The sequence below is a fragment of the Actinopolymorpha pittospori genome (genome assembly GCF_014873875.1).
Taxonomy (GTDB): domain Bacteria; phylum Actinomycetota; class Actinomycetes; order Propionibacteriales; family Actinopolymorphaceae; genus Actinopolymorpha; species Actinopolymorpha pittospori.
Genome location: NZ_JADBEM010000001.1, coordinates 2,197,417 through 2,214,756, shown reverse-complemented (window position 1 = coordinate 2,214,756; position 17,340 = coordinate 2,197,417). Strand labels below are relative to the sequence as shown.

Below are 17,340 nucleotides of genomic sequence, written 5' to 3'. Positions count from 1 at the left end.
CGCAGAACACCCCCTCACTGCAGGAAGTTAGAGAAAAGTTATCATCTTGGTAACCCACCGAGACTGAAATGTCATCCTCGGCCCATCCGTGACCTGTGTCGTTCACGCCCGGTGTCCGTCCGATACCGGATCTGGTCTGGCCAGGGTGGCGATCTTCCTTGACTCGGGATCATCGCCCGCTCAGTCTTCCTGCGAGTGACAGCTTCGGCGGTCGCTTGGCACCGCCGCAGGAGTCCTTGAACTGGAAGGCCGGGGCGATGACGCAGATCGACACGACGCAGGAGACCTCCGACCCGCGCGGCTCGCTCTCGCGGCGGTCCTTCCTGTGGCGGACCGCCGTCGCGGGCGCGGCGGCCGGTCCACTCATCCCGCTGCTGACCGCCTGCGAGGGCGAGGGGGCGGGTGGTGGCGGCGCGCCCGGTCCGGGCGGCGCCGGAGGTGGCGGCGTACGAGCCCGGACGGTCGTCTTCGACTTCCACGGCGGCCGGGTCCAGAGCCCGGACCTGTGGAACCCGCTCGTCCCGGGGTTCACCGTCAACGCGGGGTTCCACCAGGCGCTGATGGAGCCGCTGTTCATCCTCGACTACGAGAGCGGCGAGACCGAGCCCTGGCTCGGGGAGTCCTTCACCCCCGACGAGACCAGCACGGTCTGGACGCTCAAGGTCCGGGACGGCATCCAGTGGTCGGACGGTGAGGACTACGACGCCGACGACATCGTGTTCACGATCAACCTGCTGCTCAAGGGTGGCGCCGAGCTCAACAACGCGGCCGCCATGAAGGACTGGGTCAAGTCGGTCGAGAAGATCGACAAGACCTCCGTGCGCTTCACCCTCAACAGGCCGAACCCGCGCTTCCAGCTCGACTACTTCTCGGTGAAGATCCACGGCAGCCTCGCGATCGTGCCGCAGCACGTGTGGGAGGGCAAGGACCCGGCCAAGTTCAAGAACTACGAGGCGGGGAAGTCGCCGGTGTTCACCGGTCCGTACCGGTTGACCTCGGCCAGCCCGACGAAGTTCACCTACGAACGCCGGGCCGACTGGTGGGGCGCGAAGACCGGCTTCATGCCGCTGCCGAAGCCGGAGCGCCTGGAGTGGGTGGTCAGCGAGACCGAGGACATCCGGGTGGCCCGCGCCTCCGACCACCAACTCGACAGCGTCGCCGACCTCACTGCCGGGGCGTTCGAGAGCCTGCGAGCCCGTAACCCCGAGGTGATCTCCTGGCTGCCGGCCAAGCCCTACGCCTGGCCCGACCCCTGCACCAGACTGTTCTCCCTCAACAACGCGGTCGCGCCGTGGAACGACCGGGAGATGCGCTGGGCCGTCAACCACGCGTTGGACCGGGACGAGATCGTACGGATCGCCTACGAGGGCACGACCACGCCGGCGCGGTTCTTCTTCCCCGACTATCCGCCCATGCAGGAGTACGTCGACCTGATCGAGAAGGCCGGCCTCTTCGAGGAGTTCCCCATCACCCGGCACGACCCGGACGAGGCGAAGCGGATCATCGAGTCCAAGGGCTACACCCGCAGCGGTGAGGGTTACTACACCAAGGACGGCAAGGAGCTGCGGATCCAGATCGACGCACCGACCGACTTCATCGAGATCTGGCGGTACGCCGAGGTCATCGGGGAGCAGTTGCAGCGGGTCGGCATCAACGCGACCGTGCGCAAGCTGGCGGGCGGCATCTGGGGCGACAACCTCAACAACGGCAGGTTCGAGGGCGCCGCCGACTGGAGCGCGTGCGGTTCGGTGACCGAGCCGTGGTTCTCGATGCAGCTGTTCCAGTCGCGCGCGGTGGTGCCCGTGGGCAAGGGGTCGACCTCCAACGCCGTCCGCTGGAAGAACGACGACTACAGCCGAAGCGTCGACCAGATCGCCAACCTGCCACTCGGCGACCCCGGCATCGAGAAGCCGTTCCTCGCCGCCGCCCGGGTCTGGCTGCGCGACCTACCGTTCCTCCCGGTCGCGCACGCCCGCAAGCTCTACGCCTTCGACACGACGTACTGGACCGGCTGGGCCACACAGAAGGACAACTACCTCCAGCCGACCCTCGACTGGGGCAACGCACACAAGATCATCCATCGCCTCCGGCCCACGAACGCGCAGTGAGGGGCCCTTCGTGCGCGGACTGACTACCGGCTACGTCGTCCGCCGGGTGGGGATGTTCCTGTTCACCATCTGGGCGAGCGCGACGTTGATGTTCTTCATCCCACGGCTCGCGCCCGGCGACCCCGTGCAGGCGATGGTGACCCGGATCACCTCCCAGGCGGGCTACGTCGAGGGCAGCGGCCAACTGGTGGCGGCGTGGCGGGAGCGGTTCGGGCTGGACGACCCGCTCCTGGTGCAGTACCTCAGCTACCTGCGGAGCATGGTCACGTTCGACTTCGGCTACTCGCTGTCGCAGTTTCCGGCCGAGGTCGGGACGATGATCGGCCGGGCGATGCCGTGGACGATCGGCCTGCTCGCCGTCTCGACCATCCTGTCGTTCCTCGCCGGCAGCGTGATCGGCGCGTTGATGGCGTGGCGGCGTACGCCGGGGCTGTTGCGGGTCTTCCTGCCGCTGTCACTGACGTTCACCGCGATCCCCTTCTACATCCTCGGGATCGTCCTGATCTACGTCTTCGTCTTCACCCTGCGGCTGTTCCCGATCTCCGGCGGCTACCGCAGCGACCTGTCTCCCGGGATCAGCCTGGCGTTCGTCAACAGCGTGGTCCAGCACGGCACCCTGCCCGCGTTGTCGATCGTGTTGGCGAGCATGGGCTTCTGGGCCCTCGGCATGCGCGGGATGATGGTCACCGTCGCGGGCGAGGACTACCTCACCCTGGCCCGCGCGAAGGGTCTGCGGCCACTCGACATTCTCTTCAGGTACGAGATCCGCAACGCGATCCTGCCGCAGGTCACCGCGCTCGTCCTCGGCATCGGCGGCATCGTGGGCGGCACCGTGCTGGTGGAGTACCTCTTCGGCTATCCCGGCATGGGCGCGCTGCTCTACCAGGCCATCTCCAACGCCGATTACACCGTGATGCAGGGCATCGTCTTCATCCTGATCCTCACCACGGTCACGGCGGTCCTCCTCATCGACCTGATCTATCCCCTGCTGGACCCCCGTATCTCCTACGAGAGGAGGTGACGGCCGGCCATGGACCCGACCGCCGTCACCCAGATCCAGGAGCAGGCGCAGGAACCCGACACCAGACGCCCGACCTCCCCGTGGGCCAACCGGAAGCTCCTGGTCGGCGCCGGCATGGTCGTCGGCGTCCTCGTGCTCACCCTGATCGGCCGGTTGTTCTGGGACACCACCCTGGCCCGCGCGGCGAGCTCACCGCTCAACCTGCCACCGTTCTGGCTGCCCGGCGGCTCCCTCGCGCATCCACTCGGCACCGAGAACAGCGGCCGCGACCTGCTGGCCCTGCTGATCGTGGGAGGGCCGACCACGCTGCAGGTGGGCCTGGTCGTCGGGGTGACGAGCATGGTGATCGGGATCGTCCTCGGCTTCGCCGCCGGCTACCGAGGTGGCGCCGTCGACGCGGTGATCCGGACGCTGTCCGACACCGCACTCACCATCCCGACGCTCGCGATCCTGGTGGTGATCTCGGCGTACGTCCGGCAGATGGACGTCACCACGATGGCGCTGATCGTGGCGCTCTTCGCCTGGGCGGGGCCGACCCGGCTGATCCGGGCGCAGGTGCTGTCGATGCGCGAGCAGGGGTACGTGCGGATGGCCCGGCTGACGGCGCTGCCCACGAAGGACATCATGTTCAAGGAGATGATGCCGAACCTGCTGCCCTACCTCGCGGCGAGCTTCATCGGCTCCTGCTCCGGCGGCATCCTCGCCGCGGTCGGTCTGGAGGCGCTCGGTCTCGGTCCGCAGCGGATCCCCACCCTCGGCATGACGGTCTCCAACGCGATCTCCGGTTCGGCCATCCTGCGCGGCATGTGGTGGTGGTGGGGCTTCCCCACCCTGGTCCTGATGGTCATCTTCATCGGGCTGTTCCTCATCGCGATCGGGCTGGACGAGGTCGCCAACCCGCGGTTGCGAGGTGCGAAGGCGTGAACGACGAGACCTCCTCCGAGCCCGCGCTGCGGGTATCGGGCCTGCGGGTGCACTACCGCACGTCGGGCGGTGACGTGATCGCCGTCAACGACGTCGACTTCGGCCTCGGGCGTGGCGAGACCCTCGGCCTGGTCGGTGAGTCGGGCTCGGGCAAGTCGACCGTGGCGATGGCGATCCTGCGGTTGACCAGCCCGCCGGGACGGATCGTGGCCGGGTCGGTGCAGCTGGGCGGTGCCGACCTGCTCGCGATGTCCGAGGCCGAGCTGCGCCCACGGCGCTGGCGCGACATCGCCCTCATCCCGCAGGGGTCGATGAACTCGCTCAACCCCGTCCTGCGGGTACGCCGCCAACTCGCGGACGCGATCGAGACCCACGAGGGCAGGCAGCCGCGCGCACAGTTGCGGGAACGGATCCTCCACCTGCTCTCGCTGGTGCATCTGCCCGCACGGGTCTACGACCTGTATCCGCACGAGCTCTCCGGCGGCATGAAGCAGCGCGTCTGCATCGCGATGGCGATCGCGCTGGAGCCCTCCGTGATCATCGCGGACGAACCCACCAGCGCGCTGGACGTGGTGGTGCAACGCACCGTCGCCCAGACCCTGCTCGACGTCAAGCGGCGGTTGAACAGCTCGATGATCCTGATCGGCCACGACATGGCGCTGCAGGCGCAGCTCGTGGACCGGATCGCCGTGATGTACGCCGGCAACATCGTGGAGATCGGCACCGTCCGCGACGTCTTCCGCGACCCGCGGCACCCCTACACCCGTCATCTGATCGCGACGATCCCGTCGGTGCGGGAACGCAAACCCCTGGTGGTGAAGGAGATGCACACTCCCGACCTGCGGACGCGGCGACCGTCACCGCCGATGATCGAGGTGGGCCCGGGCCACCTCGTCGCGAACTCCGACCTCGGCGCCGGCCAGGTGGGCGCCGATGTCTGACTCGCCGCTGTTGGAGGTCCGCTCGGCCACCAAGGTCTACGAGAAGGCCGGCGAACGTACCACCGCCCTCGACAACGTCTCCTTGACGCTGCCGGACGCACCGGCGACGATCACCACGATCGCCGGGGAGAGTGGCAGCGGCAAGACCACCCTGTCAGACGCGATCCTGGGCTTCACGACGCTGACCTCCGGTCAGATCCTGCACCGGGGCCGCGACGTGGGCAGCCTGGACAAGGAAGACTTCCTCACCTATCGGCGCGAGGTGCAGGCGATCTTCCAGGACCCGTTCGGCGTCTACAACCCCTTCTACCGCATCCGCCACGTGTTCGACCTCGCCGTCAAACGCTTCGGCCTCGCGACCTCCAAGGCGCAGGCGCGGGAGCTGACCGAGGACGCGTTGCGGGTCGTGGGCATGCGGGGCGCGGAGGTGCTGGACAAGCACCCGCACCAGCTCTCCGGCGGCCAGCGGCAGCGGCTGATGATGGCCCGTGCCTACCTGCTCAAGCCCCGCCTCATCGTGGCAGACGAACCGGTGTCGATGGTCGACGCGTCCCTGCGCGCACTGATCCTGGACATCATGCTGCGGCTGCGCGACGAGCAGGGGATCTCGTTCCTCTACATCACCCACGACCTGTCCACGGCGTACCAGATCGGCGACGAGATCTGCATCCTCTACCAGGGCTCGATCGTCGAACGCGGCGACACCCGCGAGGTCATCGACAACCCGCGGCACGAGTACTCCCAGCTGCTGATCAGCTCGATCCCGATCCCCGACCCGGACGTGAAGTGGGAGACCGGTCCGCTCACCTGAGGCGCGCCGGTCGGGCCAGGTGAGCACTGGTGACCGGTTCGATGGTTTGTTAGCGTGACAGCGAAGGGGAGTACCTCCTAGCCACGCGTCGTCACCCCGGCTCGCCGCCCGGCGCGTGGAGCGCACGCTGAGGAAGACCTTCATCGGACGATTCGACCGATGGGGGTGTAACCGTGCATGTGGCGCTTGTCGATTTCCCCGTATTCCCCGCATTCCCCGCACTCAAGCCCTTGGCCTACGCAGGGCTGGTGCGCTCCGACTCACGAGACGGTGGTCCCGATGGCGGGACCGGGTTCGTACTTCCGCTGGCGACGGCAGAGGCCCTGGTCGAGGTTCTCGCCATGGTCGGGGTCGTCGTCTGGGGTGGCCGGCTCGTCTGGCGAGTAGCCTCCGACCTTCTCTCGTGCTGGTCCCGGCGCCGGGCTGAGCCCGGTCGTCGGCGTGGCCGCGACGTCCACCGGCACGAGGACATCTGGTGACCGGCGGGACGATCGACTCCATCGGGACGCCGACGCTGTGGCTGGTGACGATAGCCGCGGTCCTCGGCCTGGTCGCACTCGACTTCGTCCTCACGCGGCGCCCGCACGAGGTGTCGATGCGCGAGGCACTCGGCTGGTCGGCCTTCTACGTCGCCCTCCCGTTGGCCTTCGGTGCCTACGTGTGGCTGCAGTACGACTCCACACGTGGCCTGGAGTACCTGACCGGCTACCTGGTGGAGAAGTCGCTCAGCGTCGACAACCTCTTCGTGTTCCTGCTGTTGCTGACGGCCTTCGCTGTTCCCCATGAGCTGCAGCAGCGGGTCCTCCTGTACGGGATCGTCGGCGCGTTGGCCCTACGGGGGGTGTTCATCGGGCTGGGCGCGGCCGCACTCGCGGCGTTCGACTGGGCGTTCCTGGTCTTCGGCCTGATCCTCCTCGTCACCGCGGTGAAGATTCTCAAGGACGCGGCGGCCGGTCCGGGCCACGACATGGACGTCAACGCCATCCGAAGCGTGCGGCTCGTCCGACGTTTCATGCCGGTCACGCCCGAGTACGAGGGACCGCGGATGTTCGGGCGAGTGAAGGGGCGCCGGGCACTCACACCGTTCGCGTTGGCCGTCGTGGCGGTGCTGACGATCGACGTGGTCTTCGCGGTGGACTCCGTGCCCGCTGTTTACGGGATCACCGGTGACCCGTACCTGGTGTTCGTCACCAACGCCTTCGCGCTCCTCGGCCTACGGGCGCTGTACTTCGTGCTCCAGGGAGCGCTGACCAGGCTGGTACACCTCAACTACGGGCTCGCGGTGATCCTGGCGTTCATCGGTGTCAAGCTTGGCCTGCACTGGGCACACCTGCACTGGGAGTCGATACCGGAGATCCCCACCCTGCTCTCCCTCGGCGTGATCGTCGGCGTCCTTGCCCTCACCACTCTCACCAGCCACATCTCGACCCGAGATCGCTCCACCAAGGCCGTCTCCCAGGAGGAGTCCGGCAGGGCTGGGTGAGTAGCCGGTGCCGGGGGACCCTACGGCCGCGGCGCGAGGTCGGCGAAGCTCGCGAAGCGGGCCCGCGCCTCCTCCGTCCGGCCGTGGGCCAGGTCGACCCAGGCGGCCACGACCTGGTCGGGATCGAAGCGACGCCGGACCTCCTCCTTGGCCCGCGTCGAACGGCGTTCCCAGGTCGCGAGGTCGGCGTCCTCCAGCACCCGGGCCACCGCGTCGTCGAGCGAGCCACTGAGCGACTCCGCACCGTAGGCCTCGGCGGCGCCGTCCCACGCGCGGATCACCGGCACGGCTCCGGACGCCATCCCCTCCGCGAGGCCCGCGTGGAAGCTCTCCACCTCCGACAGCGACAGGATGTGGCCCACCTTGCGGTACCACGACGCCATGTCCCGGCCGTAGGCGTCGAACACCACCGCACCACGCAGCAGCGGGTCCTTCTCGATGCGCTCGAGGCTGCGCTGGGTGTCGTGGCGTTCCTCCGGGCGCTCCCAGGACGGCTTGTGCGCCCAGCCCATCTGACTCCGCACCAGCAGGTGGAAGCGGGGATCCTCCCGCCGCAGCGCGGCCAGCAGGTCGAGGGCGAGGTCGAAGCGCTTGAGGCTGGGCGTGATCCCGACCATGCCGAGCGTGAACCGCGCACCGTCGAACTTCGGCCGGTCCAGCGCCGCCGCGTCGACGAAGTTGGGGACGTAGACGAGCTTGTCCACGGGCCAGCCGAGCTCGTCGCGGATCCGCCGGCCCATGTAGGGCCCGACGTAGACCACCGCGTCCACGGCGTCGATCTGGATCTTGGCCGGATAGGCGCTGTCGATCTCGAACCGGTGCAGGCGTACGACGAGGCGCTGGTCGGGGCGCTTGGTCTCCGACAGCCAGATCGCGTTCGGGCGGGCCCACTCGGCGACCAGGACCTGGCCGGACCGGGCGAGGTTCTCGGTGATGTTGGGGTTCTTGGCGCCCGCCGTACGCCACTCGTCGACGGCGACGTCGAGGTCGGACCGCTCGCCGAGCCGGATCGCGAGGTCGCGCATGAACTTCATGTCGAAGCCGAAGACGCGGACGCGGACCGGCGACGTGCCGTCCTTCGGGCGTTCCCCCTGCTCGACCGGCGGCAGGGCGGCGAGCAGCTGCCGGGCGCCGGCCTCCTGGGCCGCGGCGGTCCACTCCTGCGCCGGGTCACCCGTGCGGGGATAGGGCTCGCCGCCCCAGGAGTCCAGGAGCGGTGCCACCCACGGCCCGCCCTCGCCTCGCAGCCGCTGGACGGGGTAGGTGTACGCCGTCGGCCGCGGACCCTCCGCGCTCGCGGCCTGGTCGAGCAGGGCGCGCCACAGGGCCAGGTGGCCGGGCACGTCCGTGGGCGCGACGTCCTCGTCGCCGAGCGGCTCGGCCGCCCGCGGCGTGTCCGAGGAGCCGCCGCAGGTCAGGCAGGCCCGGTCCGAGGCCAACGGGGGGATGACCACGGTCCGCACCGGGCCGGCGACGCGTTCGAGGACACCGGCGGCGTCGAGGCTGTCCGCGACGAGCCCGCCGATCAGGGGCGCCGCCTCCCGCAACGGTCCGGCCCAGGTCACCGGCTCGCCGGCGGCCGCGCGTTCGGACGGTACGGCGAACAGCCAGACCGAGGCCGCGGGAACGCCGGAGTCGACCGCGGCGAGGGCCGCGGCGGGAGACTCCGCGAGCACCAGCCGGGCGCCGGCCAGCGCGGCCAGCTGCGGATCGGGTGCGCTGGTCGGGCGGGTGACCGCGACATGGCCTCGCCCGGCCGTCGGCCCGCCGACCCGCCGGCGGGACACCTGGACGTCGACCTCGTGCCCGAACCTGCGGGCGGTCGCCCGGGCCCGCCGGGCCGCCGCGAACGCGCCCGCCCGGGCCGCCCGGCCCACGAACCGGACCGCCACGCCGGCGACGGTGGGGACCCGCGCGATCGGCGCCGAGGTGTTCGACTCCACCAGCGCCGGGGCCGGCGGGGCCCAGGTGAGCTGGTGAACATCGAAGCCGAAGCCGGTGAAGACGTCGTGAACACTCGCGCGCCAACAACACACCCCGGGCCGCGACGGCCAGTCGGGGTCGCGCAGGAGAATGACGCTGCTGGTGCCGACCGGTTGCACGGTTCCATTCTGGGATGCCGTGTGAACCTGGTGGGCGCCGTGAGACGTGTCGTCAGCCACGAAACAGGGAGCATAGGGACGTTCCCCTCCGTTGCCGAGCACCGCCGTCGAACATTTCCCGATCCCGCGGCCCGGAAACGGCGCCACGTGGTACTGCGCGGGGGCATCCAGGGACTACGCGGAGCCACCTCGGCCGCCGTCGACGGCACCCGACCCACCTCGGATCGACACGATCCAGACGCCGGACCCACCCGCCCGGCTACCCAGCGTGACGCCTACCCTGTCCGGCAGGAGATCTGACCGGTCGTGGCGCGCTTCCGGGGGCACCTGGCAAGCTGATGCCGCCGTGCCCCGCACCGACAGCGGGCTGGGCTTCGGCCCCTGACACCGACGGTACGAGCCTGGGAGGGCAGCCATGAGCCTCGGGGACCAGCTGTCCCGCCGGGCCGCCGCGCTCGCCCGCAAGCGACTCTCCCCCCAGACCAAGAAGCGGATGCGCCAGGTCCAGCGGGCGGTCCTCGGCCGCAGCACCGCCGTCGCGACCCGCACCGGGCTGAGCACCGCGCGGGCCAGCCTCGGCGCGCAGGAGTACGACGAGGCCGCCACGCACGTCGAGGCCGTCCTCCGGCGTGACCCCGCCGACCCGAAGGCGCTCGAGCTCGCCACCACCATCGCCCTGAAGCGCGGAGCCTTCACCGAGGCGGCCGAGCACGCCGTACGCCGGATGGTGACCACCGGCGAGGCCGCCCACTGGAGCCACGCCCGCACCGTCCTCGGCCGGACCCGCGAGACCGATCCGCGCTGGCAGCCGGTGGTCGCAGCGCCCGCGCCGTACGCCTACTCACCCCGGCCGGGTCGCGTCCTCTACCTCGCTAAGGAATCCCGGCCCTTCCTCCACAACGGCTTCTGCACCCGCTCCCACGAGTCGCTGCAGGCGCTGGTCCGGGCCGGGCGTGACATCCTCGGAGTGACCATGCCCGGGTTCCCCGGAGTGCTCGGCATCGAGGACCCGCCGAGCCGGAGCGTGGTCGAGGAGGTCACCTACCACCACCTGCTCCCCAACGCCGGCCGACGGCTGCGGGCGCTCGCGCTGGACGAGTACGTCGACCTGACCGCCGGCATGCTGGCGGGTACGGTCGCCCGCGAACGCCCGGCGTTGTTGCACGTGTCCTCCGGCCACCGTGGCTACGAGTCCGCCCTGGCCGGTGACGCGGTGGCCCGCTGGGCGGGAATCCCCTGGCTGTACGAGGTCCGCAGCTTCTTCGAAACAACCTGGACCGACGACGCCCGCTACGCCGAGAACAGCGAGTACTACGAACGCCGGTTCGCCACCGAGACCCGGATGATGCGCGCGGCCGCTCTGGTCCTCACGCTCTCCGGCCCCATGCGCGAGGAGATCGTCGACCGACACGGCATTCCCGGCGAGAAGGTGCGGGTCGTGCCCAACGCCGTCGACCTGACGCGCTTCACGCCTCGCGAGCGCGACCCCGAGCTACGCCGCAAGCTCGGCTTGACCGACACGTTCACCCTCGGCTACGTGAGCAACCTGTCGCATCCGCGGGAGGGCCAGGAGGTCCTGGTCGAGGCGGTGGCGAAGCTGCGGGCGCAGGGTCGGCCGGTGACCGGGTTGCTGGTCGGCGACGGCAGCCGACGGGCCGAACTCGAACGCCTCGCGGCCCGGCTCGGTGTGGCCGCTCAGGTGGTCTTCACCGGCAACGTGCCGTTCGAGGAGGTCGCCGGCCACTACGCGCAGATCGACCTGTTCGTGGTGCCGCGAGTCGACGACCGGGCAGCCCGGATGGTCTCGCCGATGAAGCCGTTCGAGGCGATGGCGATGCGGGTGCCCGTGCTGGTCGCCGACCTGCCGGCGCTGGCGGAGATCGTCGGCGCCGACGCGGGCCGCTCCGACGCGACACTCGGCCAGGCCGCCGCGGGACAGGCCGGCGTACGCGGGGAGACCTTCCGGACCGGCGACCCGGCCGCCCTCGCCACCGTGGCCGCCCGGCTGATGGACGACGAGCCGGCCCGGCAACGCCTGGTTGACAGTGCCGCCGCGTGGGTCGCCGCCGAGCGGTCATGGGACGCCGTGGCCCAGGCGTTCGAGTCGGCCTACGACGAGATCCTGCGACGCCAGGCGGACGCCGCCGCGACCCCCACCGGCTCCTCCACCGGCTCCTCCACCGCGACCCGGGAGGCGCCGGCATGCTGATCACCCGGCGGCTCGGTCAGCAACCCGAGCTCGCGGCCGACGACGCCCTGCGCGCGCTGGCCGACCATGACTGGACCCGCGACCGCGGTGGGCTGCTGGCCTACTACCCCGTCAGCCGCGGCAACCCGTTCCAGGAGTTGCTGTACTCCCGGCTGCGCACGGCCGGTCTCACCCCGCTGCCGACGTACGACACCGCGACCACCCGGGACGTCGCCGCGGCGGTCGCCGGGAGCGGCCTCGACCTCGTGGTCCACCTGCACTGGCTCAACTTCGTGCTGGCCAAGGCCAAGGACGAGACGCATGCCCGCGAGCTCGCCAAGGGATTCCTCGACGGTCTTGGTGAGCTGAAGGAACTCGGCGTCCGGCTGGTCTGGACGGTGCACAACGTCCTTCCGCACGAGACGCGCTATCCCGAGTTGGACGCGGAGCTTCGGCAAGGTGTGGTTACGGCCGCCGAGCGGGTGCATGTGATGAGTCCGCGCACCCGGGAGGTCGTCGCGCCGTTCTTCGACATCCCGGAGGAGAAGCTGCTGTCGGTGCCGCATCCGGCCTACCACGACGCCTATCCGTCCTGGATGACGCGTGAGCAGGCGCGGGCCGAGCTCGGCATCGCCGCCGGCGCGACGGTGTTCCTGCTGCTCGGGCGGGTGCAGCCCTACAAGGGCCTGACCGAACTCCTCGACTCCTTCGACCGGCTCGGCGCGCGCGAACCCGGCCGACACGCGCTACTCGTCGCCGGCCCGCCGGGTCGCGACCCCGAGACGCAGGCGTTCCAGGACCGGTTGCTGACCCACCCGACCGCCTACGCCGCGCTTCGGAAGATCCCCGACGAGGAGATGCAGGTCTACCTGCGCGCCGCCGACGTGGCGGTGTTCCCCTACCGCCGGCCGCTCAACTCCGGTGCGCTCGCGTTGGCGCTCACCTTCGGCCTGCCGGTCGTCGTCCGTGACGACACCGGCGCGACGGCACACCTCGCGTCGTCGTACGCCGTGCACTACGACGGCACCGGCCCCGACGGCCTGCTCGACGCGCTCGACCTGGCCAGCCGCCGGCTGACCAGTCCCCAGGCCCGTGCGGGTGCCGTGCAGGCGGCCGCCCGCATCACCCCCGCCCGTGTCGGAGGCGCCTTCGCCGCCGCCGTCCGCGCGTGGCTCGACTCAGGAGGTTCGACACCGTGACCGTCGTGCACATCACCGGCGCCCGCCCCAACTTCCCCAAGGCCGCGCCGGTCCTCGCCGCACTCGCCGGCCATGGCGTCGGCCAACGCCTGGTCCACACCGGACAGCACTACGACGACAAGATGTCCGAGGTCTTCTTCCGCGAGCTCGACCTGCCGCGGCCAGACGTCAATCTGGGTGTGGGTTCCGGCTCGCATGCCAGCCAGACGGGGGCCGTCATGGTGGCGCTGGAGGAGCTGTTCACCGCCGAGCGGCCGGAGCTGGTCATCGTCTACGGCGATGTCAACTCCACCTTGGCGGCGGCGCTGGTCTGCTCGAAGATCGGCGTGCCGATCGCCCATGTCGAGGCTGGCCTGCGCAGCTTCGACATGACGATGCCGGAGGAGGTCAACCGCAAGGTCACCGACGCCCTGTGCGACCTCGCCTTCACCACCAGCCCGGAGGCGATCGGCCACCTCTCCCGTGAGGGCGTCGCCGCCGACCGGATCCACCTCGTCGGCAACCCGATGATCGACACCCTGCTCAAGCACCTGGACCGCTTCGACCCCGCGCCCGCGCAGGCGGCGCACGGACTCGACGGGCCCTACGCCGTGGCCACCCTGCACCGTCCCGGCAACGTCGACAGCGAGGCGCAGGCACTCACCCTCGTCCGCGCGATGCACAAGTGCGCCGACCAGGTGCCCATCCTCGTCCCGCTGCACCCGCGCGGGCGGGCCCGGCTGCTCGACCTCGGCTTCGCCGACCACCCGGGCATCCGCGTGGTAGACCCGCTCGGTTACGTCGACTTCATGTCCCTCGTCCGCGGCTCGGTCGCCGTCCTCACCGACTCCGGCGGCGTGCAGGAGGAGACCACCGTCCTCGGCGTTCCCTGCCTGACCCTGCGGCCGTCCACCGAACGCCCGGCGACGATCACGCACGGCACCAACCGGCTGGTGCGGGCCGAGACCCTCCCCGACGAACTCCGGGCCGCCATCGAGCGGGGCCGTCCCGCGACCTGGCCGGTGCCGCCGCTGTGGGACGGGCACGCGGGCGAGCGCATCGCCGACGTGTTGGTCCCGTGGCTCGCCGAGCGGGCCGGCGACGACGCGACCGCGCGTTGATCCGGGAGTCCGTGCCCAGTGAGGGTCGAGTGATGGTCCAGTGATGGAGGAGCGAGTCTCCGGGATCCGCCGAGTCGTCCTCGCCACCAGCAACGGCACCGGCATGGGGCACCTGGCCCGGCAGGCGGCCGTCGCCCTCGCGCTACGCGGGCCCGAGGCGCGGACGGACGCCGTGGAGCAGGTGGAGCCGATCGTGTTCTCGCTGTCGCAGGCGGTCCACGTCGTCGGTCGGCACGGGCTGCGGGCGGAGTACTGCCCGAGCCACCACCGCAACTGGATGCCGCACCTGTCCTGGCACGGCTACCTCGCCCACCGGGTCAGTGCCCTGCTGGGTGAGACCAGGGCGGGCGTCTTCGTCTTCGACGGCGTCGCGCCCTATCTCGGTCTGCTGCGGGCGCGCGCCGTCCATCCCGACGTCGCGTTCGTCTGGGTACGCCGCGGCATGTGGCGGCCCGGCGCCAACCGGCGTGCCCTCGCGGCCGCGCCGTTCTTCGACCTGGTGATCGAACCCGGTGACCTGGCCCAGAGCGCAGACCGCGGCGCGACGTCCAGGCTCACCGACGCCGTACGGGTCCCGCCGATCACGGTCCGGCAGGAAGGCTCGGCCCTCCCGCGCGCCGAGGCGGCCGCCGCCCTCGGACTGGACCCGGACCGCCCGACCGCGCTGGTGACCCTCGGCGCCGGCTCCATCAACGACGCCGTGACGCCGGCACTCGCGGCGATCCGGACCTTCCTCACCCGGCCGGAGTGGCAGGTCGCGGTGACCCGGGCGCCGCTGGCGCGGACCGGCCTGCCGCCCGCCGAGGCCGCCCGCGTCCACGAACTCGTCGACGTCTACCCCCTCGCGCAGTACCTGTCGGCGTTCGACGCGGCGGTGAGCGCGGCGGGCTACAACGCCGTCCACGAACTCCTGCCGGCCGGGCTCCCCACGCTGCTCGTCCCGAACGCCGCCACCGCGACCGACGACCAGCTGGCGCGCTCGCTCGCCCTGGCAAAGGCCGGGCTCTCCCTGCACGCCCGGGAGGACGCCCCGGACGACGTGGCCGGCGCGTGTGAACGCCTGCTCGACCCCGCCGTCCGTCGTGACCTCACCGCCGCGTGTGAGGCGCTGCCGGTCCCCTCGGGGGCGGCGGCCACCGCCGAACTCCTCATGGGGCTGGCCGACTTCCCGGGACACCGGCCCTCACCGGCCGAGCGGTTCCGCACCGTCGACCTGGAGACCCGAGCCGCCGTGATGCGGGCGATCGGCCCGTCCGCGACCTCCGCCGTACGACGAGCCCTGGGTCGGCTGCCCTCGCCCGGCCCCACCCGCCCGCTCGCGGTCCGGCCGATCCTCACCGACCAACTCGATCCTGAGGTTCTGCGCGGCGACCACCCGGTCGAGCATCTGCTGCCCCGCAGTTCACCGGCCTACCGCACCCGGCGGCTCGCCATCGCGCACGAGGCCTACCACTGGCCGGAGAACTGGGGACGCGACGTCACCGCCGGATCCCCACGCGCGCCCCAGGAGGAGACGCCCCGCTGACCTCAGGCGTGGCCGAAGCCACGCGGCACCCCTGCCCGCCTTCTGGCAAGATCCCGATGGCACCTCCCGACGGGACCGGTGCGCCCGGGCGATGGGTCAGAGGGAGGGTGGAAGGCGAATGTCGGTCTCGCGCAGGGGCCTGCTCGGCGGCGCCATGGCGACCGCAGCCACCGGGGCCGTCGTCCTCACCCGTCCCGAAGCGGCCGCAGCGGCCGGTGACGTGCCGACCGTCGGCACCTTCCGGACCGACGTCGTGATCGTGGGCGGCGGCATCGGTGGTGTCGCGGCAGCCCTGGGCGCGGTGCGCACGGGCGCCACGGTGCTGCTCACCGAGGAGACCGACTGGATCGGCGGACAGTTCACCACCCAGCTGGTCCCACCGGACGAGCACCGCTGGATCGAACCCAGCGCGGGCGCCTACGGCCAGACCGCGTCGTACCGGAAGCTTCGTGCCGCCGTCCGCGACCTCTACCGGGCCAACTACCCGGTCAGCGCCGAGTTCAGGGCGGCCGGCGAACCCAACCCCGGCGCCGCCTGGTCGTCCCGGCTGGCCGCCGACCCCGCTGCCTGGCGCGCCTGCATCTGGAACCTCCTGATGCCGCACATCGCCACCGGCAGGCTCCAGGTGCTGTTCCAGCACCGGCCGGTGAGCGCCACGGTGGTCAGGGGCCGGGTGCTGGCCATCGCGTTCCAGGGGCCCGACGACGCCACCCGGTTCGCCATCGGGTCCTACTTCATCGACGCGACCGACCTCGGGGAACTGCTTCCGCTCACCAGGGCCGATCACACCATCGGCCGGGAACAGGGCGGGCCACAGTCCACCGGGGGCACCGGAGAGCTCAGCAACCCGCACCCGAGCGCCGACCTCATGGACCAGCAGGCCTTCACGATGGTGCTGGCGGTCGGTTACTCCCGCACCGGCGGCGAGCACCGAATCGCCAAGCCGGCCAGCTACGCGACCCACCTGCCGACGTTCCACGACTTCTTCGCGCGCAACCTCTTCGACCCGACGAGGGACCACGCCTACGACGCGGGTCCGAACTTCTGGCAGTACCGCCGGATCGCCGCCCTGCGCAGCTTCACCGCCGACTCCCTCCTCGAGGAGGTGGGACTGCTCAACTTCGCCTGCAACGACTTCAAGTCCGGAGCCCTGGCCGGCGTCGACGCGGTGACGAAGGCCGACAACATCCGGCGCGCCAAGGAACTCTCCCTGTCGATGCTCTACTACCTGCAGAACGACGTTCCGCGCCGCGACGGTTCGGGCACCGGCTATCCCGCCCTGCGGCTGCGGCCTGACGTATCCGGCACACTCGACGGGATCGCGAAGGCGCCCTACGTCCGCGAAGGTCGCCGGCTCCGCTCGATCGCCCGCATCTTCGAGTGGCACGTCGGCGTCGACAACCGGGTGGACCGTACGGGCGTGGCCGACTCCAAGGGCGCGGCCGCGCAGTTCGCCGACTCGGTCGGCACCGGCCACTACTGGCTCGACATCCACGCGGGCGCCCGAGACAGCAGCGGCCTGTGGCGGCGTTGCTACCCCTACCAGATCCCGCTCTCGGCGTTGATCCCGACGAACGTCTCCAACCTGCTGGCCGGCGGCAAGTGCCTCGGCACCACCCACGTCACGAACGGCGCCTACCGCGTCCACCCGACGGAGTGGAACATCGGCGAGTCCGCCGGCATCGTCGCGGCGTTCTGCATGACGAAGAAGACCGATCCTCGCACTGTCCAGAACTCCCGGATGGCGGAGCTGCACACCGTGCTGGCCGGGCAGGGTGTCTCGACGTCCTGGCCGGCCTCGGTACGCGGCAGCTGGCAACTGCCCGGTAGCTCCGCCAGATAGCACCGCCGGACAGCGCCGCGTCCCCGACTGATCAGCGACTGATCCCGTCACCGGTCGATCGCGCTCCGCGGTCGCGGCCCGCCCCGACGCCCGCG

At 70.9% G+C, this 17,340-nt stretch carries 13 protein-coding genes; 11 read left to right on the top strand and 2 right to left on the bottom strand.

Annotation, left to right across the window (positions count from 1 at the left end; translation table 11 throughout):
- The first annotated feature begins 257 nt into the window (after positions 1-257).
- From HEB94_RS10395 to HEB94_RS10375, 5 genes are read left to right on the top strand one after another with little or no spacing between them, the layout of a single operon-like run.
- Entirely contained in the window at positions 258-2,108 is a 1,851-nt protein-coding gene (locus HEB94_RS10395) for an ABC transporter substrate-binding protein (protein ID WP_192749700.1), read from the top strand.
- Positions 2,109-2,118: 10 nt separating this feature from the next.
- On the top strand, positions 2,119-3,129 hold the full coding sequence (locus HEB94_RS10390; RefSeq protein WP_192749699.1) for an ABC transporter permease subunit: 1,011 nt from the start codon (positions 2,119-2,121) through the stop codon (positions 3,127-3,129).
- Positions 3,130-3,138: 9 nt separating this feature from the next.
- Positions 3,139-4,053: an ABC transporter permease gene (locus tag HEB94_RS10385; RefSeq protein ID WP_192749698.1), complete on the top strand. Its 915-nt coding sequence runs from the start codon at positions 3,139-3,141 to the stop codon at positions 4,051-4,053.
- Positions 4,050-4,994 carry an ATP-binding cassette domain-containing protein gene (locus tag HEB94_RS10380; protein ID WP_192749697.1) on the top strand — a complete coding sequence of 315 codons (945 nt, stop codon included), beginning with the start codon at positions 4,050-4,052 and terminating at the stop codon, positions 4,992-4,994. The genes HEB94_RS10385 and HEB94_RS10380 overlap by 4 nt, the downstream gene beginning before the upstream one ends.
- Positions 4,987-5,805 carry an ABC transporter ATP-binding protein gene (locus HEB94_RS10375; protein WP_192749696.1) on the top strand — a complete coding sequence of 273 codons (819 nt, stop codon included), beginning with the start codon at positions 4,987-4,989 and terminating at the stop codon, positions 5,803-5,805. The genes HEB94_RS10380 and HEB94_RS10375 overlap by 8 nt, the downstream gene beginning before the upstream one ends.
- Positions 5,806-6,065: 260 nt before the next feature.
- Here the strand turns inward: HEB94_RS10375 and HEB94_RS10370 are convergent, their stop codons facing one another.
- Entirely contained in the window at positions 6,066-6,269 is a 204-nt protein-coding gene (locus tag HEB94_RS10370; protein ID WP_192749695.1) for a hypothetical protein, read from the bottom strand.
- An 11-nt stretch (positions 6,270-6,280) separates the two neighbouring features.
- Here HEB94_RS10370 and HEB94_RS10365 point away from each other — a divergent pair, with 11 nt between their 5' ends.
- Positions 6,281-7,288: a TerC family protein gene (locus tag HEB94_RS10365; RefSeq protein WP_337917584.1), complete on the top strand. Its 1,008-nt coding sequence runs from the start codon at positions 6,281-6,283 to the stop codon at positions 7,286-7,288.
- A gap of 20 nt (positions 7,289-7,308) precedes the next feature.
- On the opposite strand, the gene HEB94_RS10360 is transcribed toward HEB94_RS10365, so the two are convergent.
- Complete coding sequence (locus tag HEB94_RS10360) at positions 7,309-9,390, bottom strand: glycosyltransferase family protein (RefSeq protein WP_192749694.1); 2,082 nt, start codon at positions 9,388-9,390, stop codon at positions 7,309-7,311.
- Between the two features lie 415 nt (positions 9,391-9,805).
- Here HEB94_RS10360 and HEB94_RS10355 point away from each other — a divergent pair, with 415 nt between their 5' ends.
- The 5 genes from HEB94_RS10355 to HEB94_RS10335 all read left to right on the top strand — a co-directional run bounded on the left by HEB94_RS10355 (position 9,806) and on the right by HEB94_RS10335 (position 17,245).
- Positions 9,806-11,599: a glycosyltransferase family 4 protein gene (locus tag HEB94_RS10355; RefSeq protein ID WP_192749693.1), complete on the top strand. Its 1,794-nt coding sequence runs from the start codon at positions 9,806-9,808 to the stop codon at positions 11,597-11,599.
- Positions 11,593-12,777, top strand: a complete 1,185-nt coding sequence (locus tag HEB94_RS10350) for a glycosyltransferase (protein ID WP_192749692.1) — start codon at positions 11,593-11,595, stop codon at positions 12,775-12,777. Before HEB94_RS10355 ends, HEB94_RS10350 begins: the two co-directional genes overlap by 7 nt.
- A complete protein-coding gene (wecB, locus tag HEB94_RS10345; RefSeq protein ID WP_192749691.1) occupies positions 12,774-13,877 on the top strand; it encodes a non-hydrolyzing UDP-N-acetylglucosamine 2-epimerase in 1,104 nt (367 codons plus the stop codon). Before HEB94_RS10350 ends, wecB begins: the two co-directional genes overlap by 4 nt.
- Positions 13,878-13,920: 43 nt before the next feature.
- Positions 13,921-15,402, top strand: coding sequence for a glycosyltransferase (locus tag HEB94_RS10340; protein ID WP_192749690.1), 1,482 nt, complete (start codon positions 13,921-13,923; stop codon positions 15,400-15,402).
- Positions 15,403-15,520: 118 nt separating this feature from the next.
- The gene (locus tag HEB94_RS10335) at positions 15,521-17,245 is read left to right on the top strand and encodes an FAD-dependent oxidoreductase (protein ID WP_192749689.1); all 1,725 of its coding nucleotides are present in this window, start codon (positions 15,521-15,523) and stop codon (positions 17,243-17,245) included.
- Positions 17,246-17,340: the final 95 nt, after the last annotated feature.

Bases quoted from the DNA above. Each gene is read 5' to 3' on its own strand.
- HEB94_RS10375 (WP_192749696.1), top strand. From the start codon at position 4,987: ATGTCTGACTCGCCGCTGTTGGAGGTCCGCTCGGCCACCAAGGTCTAC.
- HEB94_RS10350 (WP_192749692.1), top strand. From the start codon at position 11,593: ATGCTGATCACCCGGCGGCTCGGTCAGCAACCCGAGCTCGCGGCCGAC.
- HEB94_RS10340 (WP_192749690.1), top strand. From the start codon at position 13,921: ATGGAGGAGCGAGTCTCCGGGATCCGCCGAGTCGTCCTCGCCACCAGC.
- HEB94_RS10385 (WP_192749698.1), top strand. From the start codon at position 3,139: ATGGACCCGACCGCCGTCACCCAGATCCAGGAGCAGGCGCAGGAACCC.
- HEB94_RS10395 (WP_192749700.1), top strand. From the start codon at position 258: ATGACGCAGATCGACACGACGCAGGAGACCTCCGACCCGCGCGGCTCG.
- HEB94_RS10335 (WP_192749689.1), top strand. From the start codon at position 15,521: ATGTCGGTCTCGCGCAGGGGCCTGCTCGGCGGCGCCATGGCGACCGCA.
- HEB94_RS10355 (WP_192749693.1), top strand. From the start codon at position 9,806: ATGAGCCTCGGGGACCAGCTGTCCCGCCGGGCCGCCGCGCTCGCCCGC.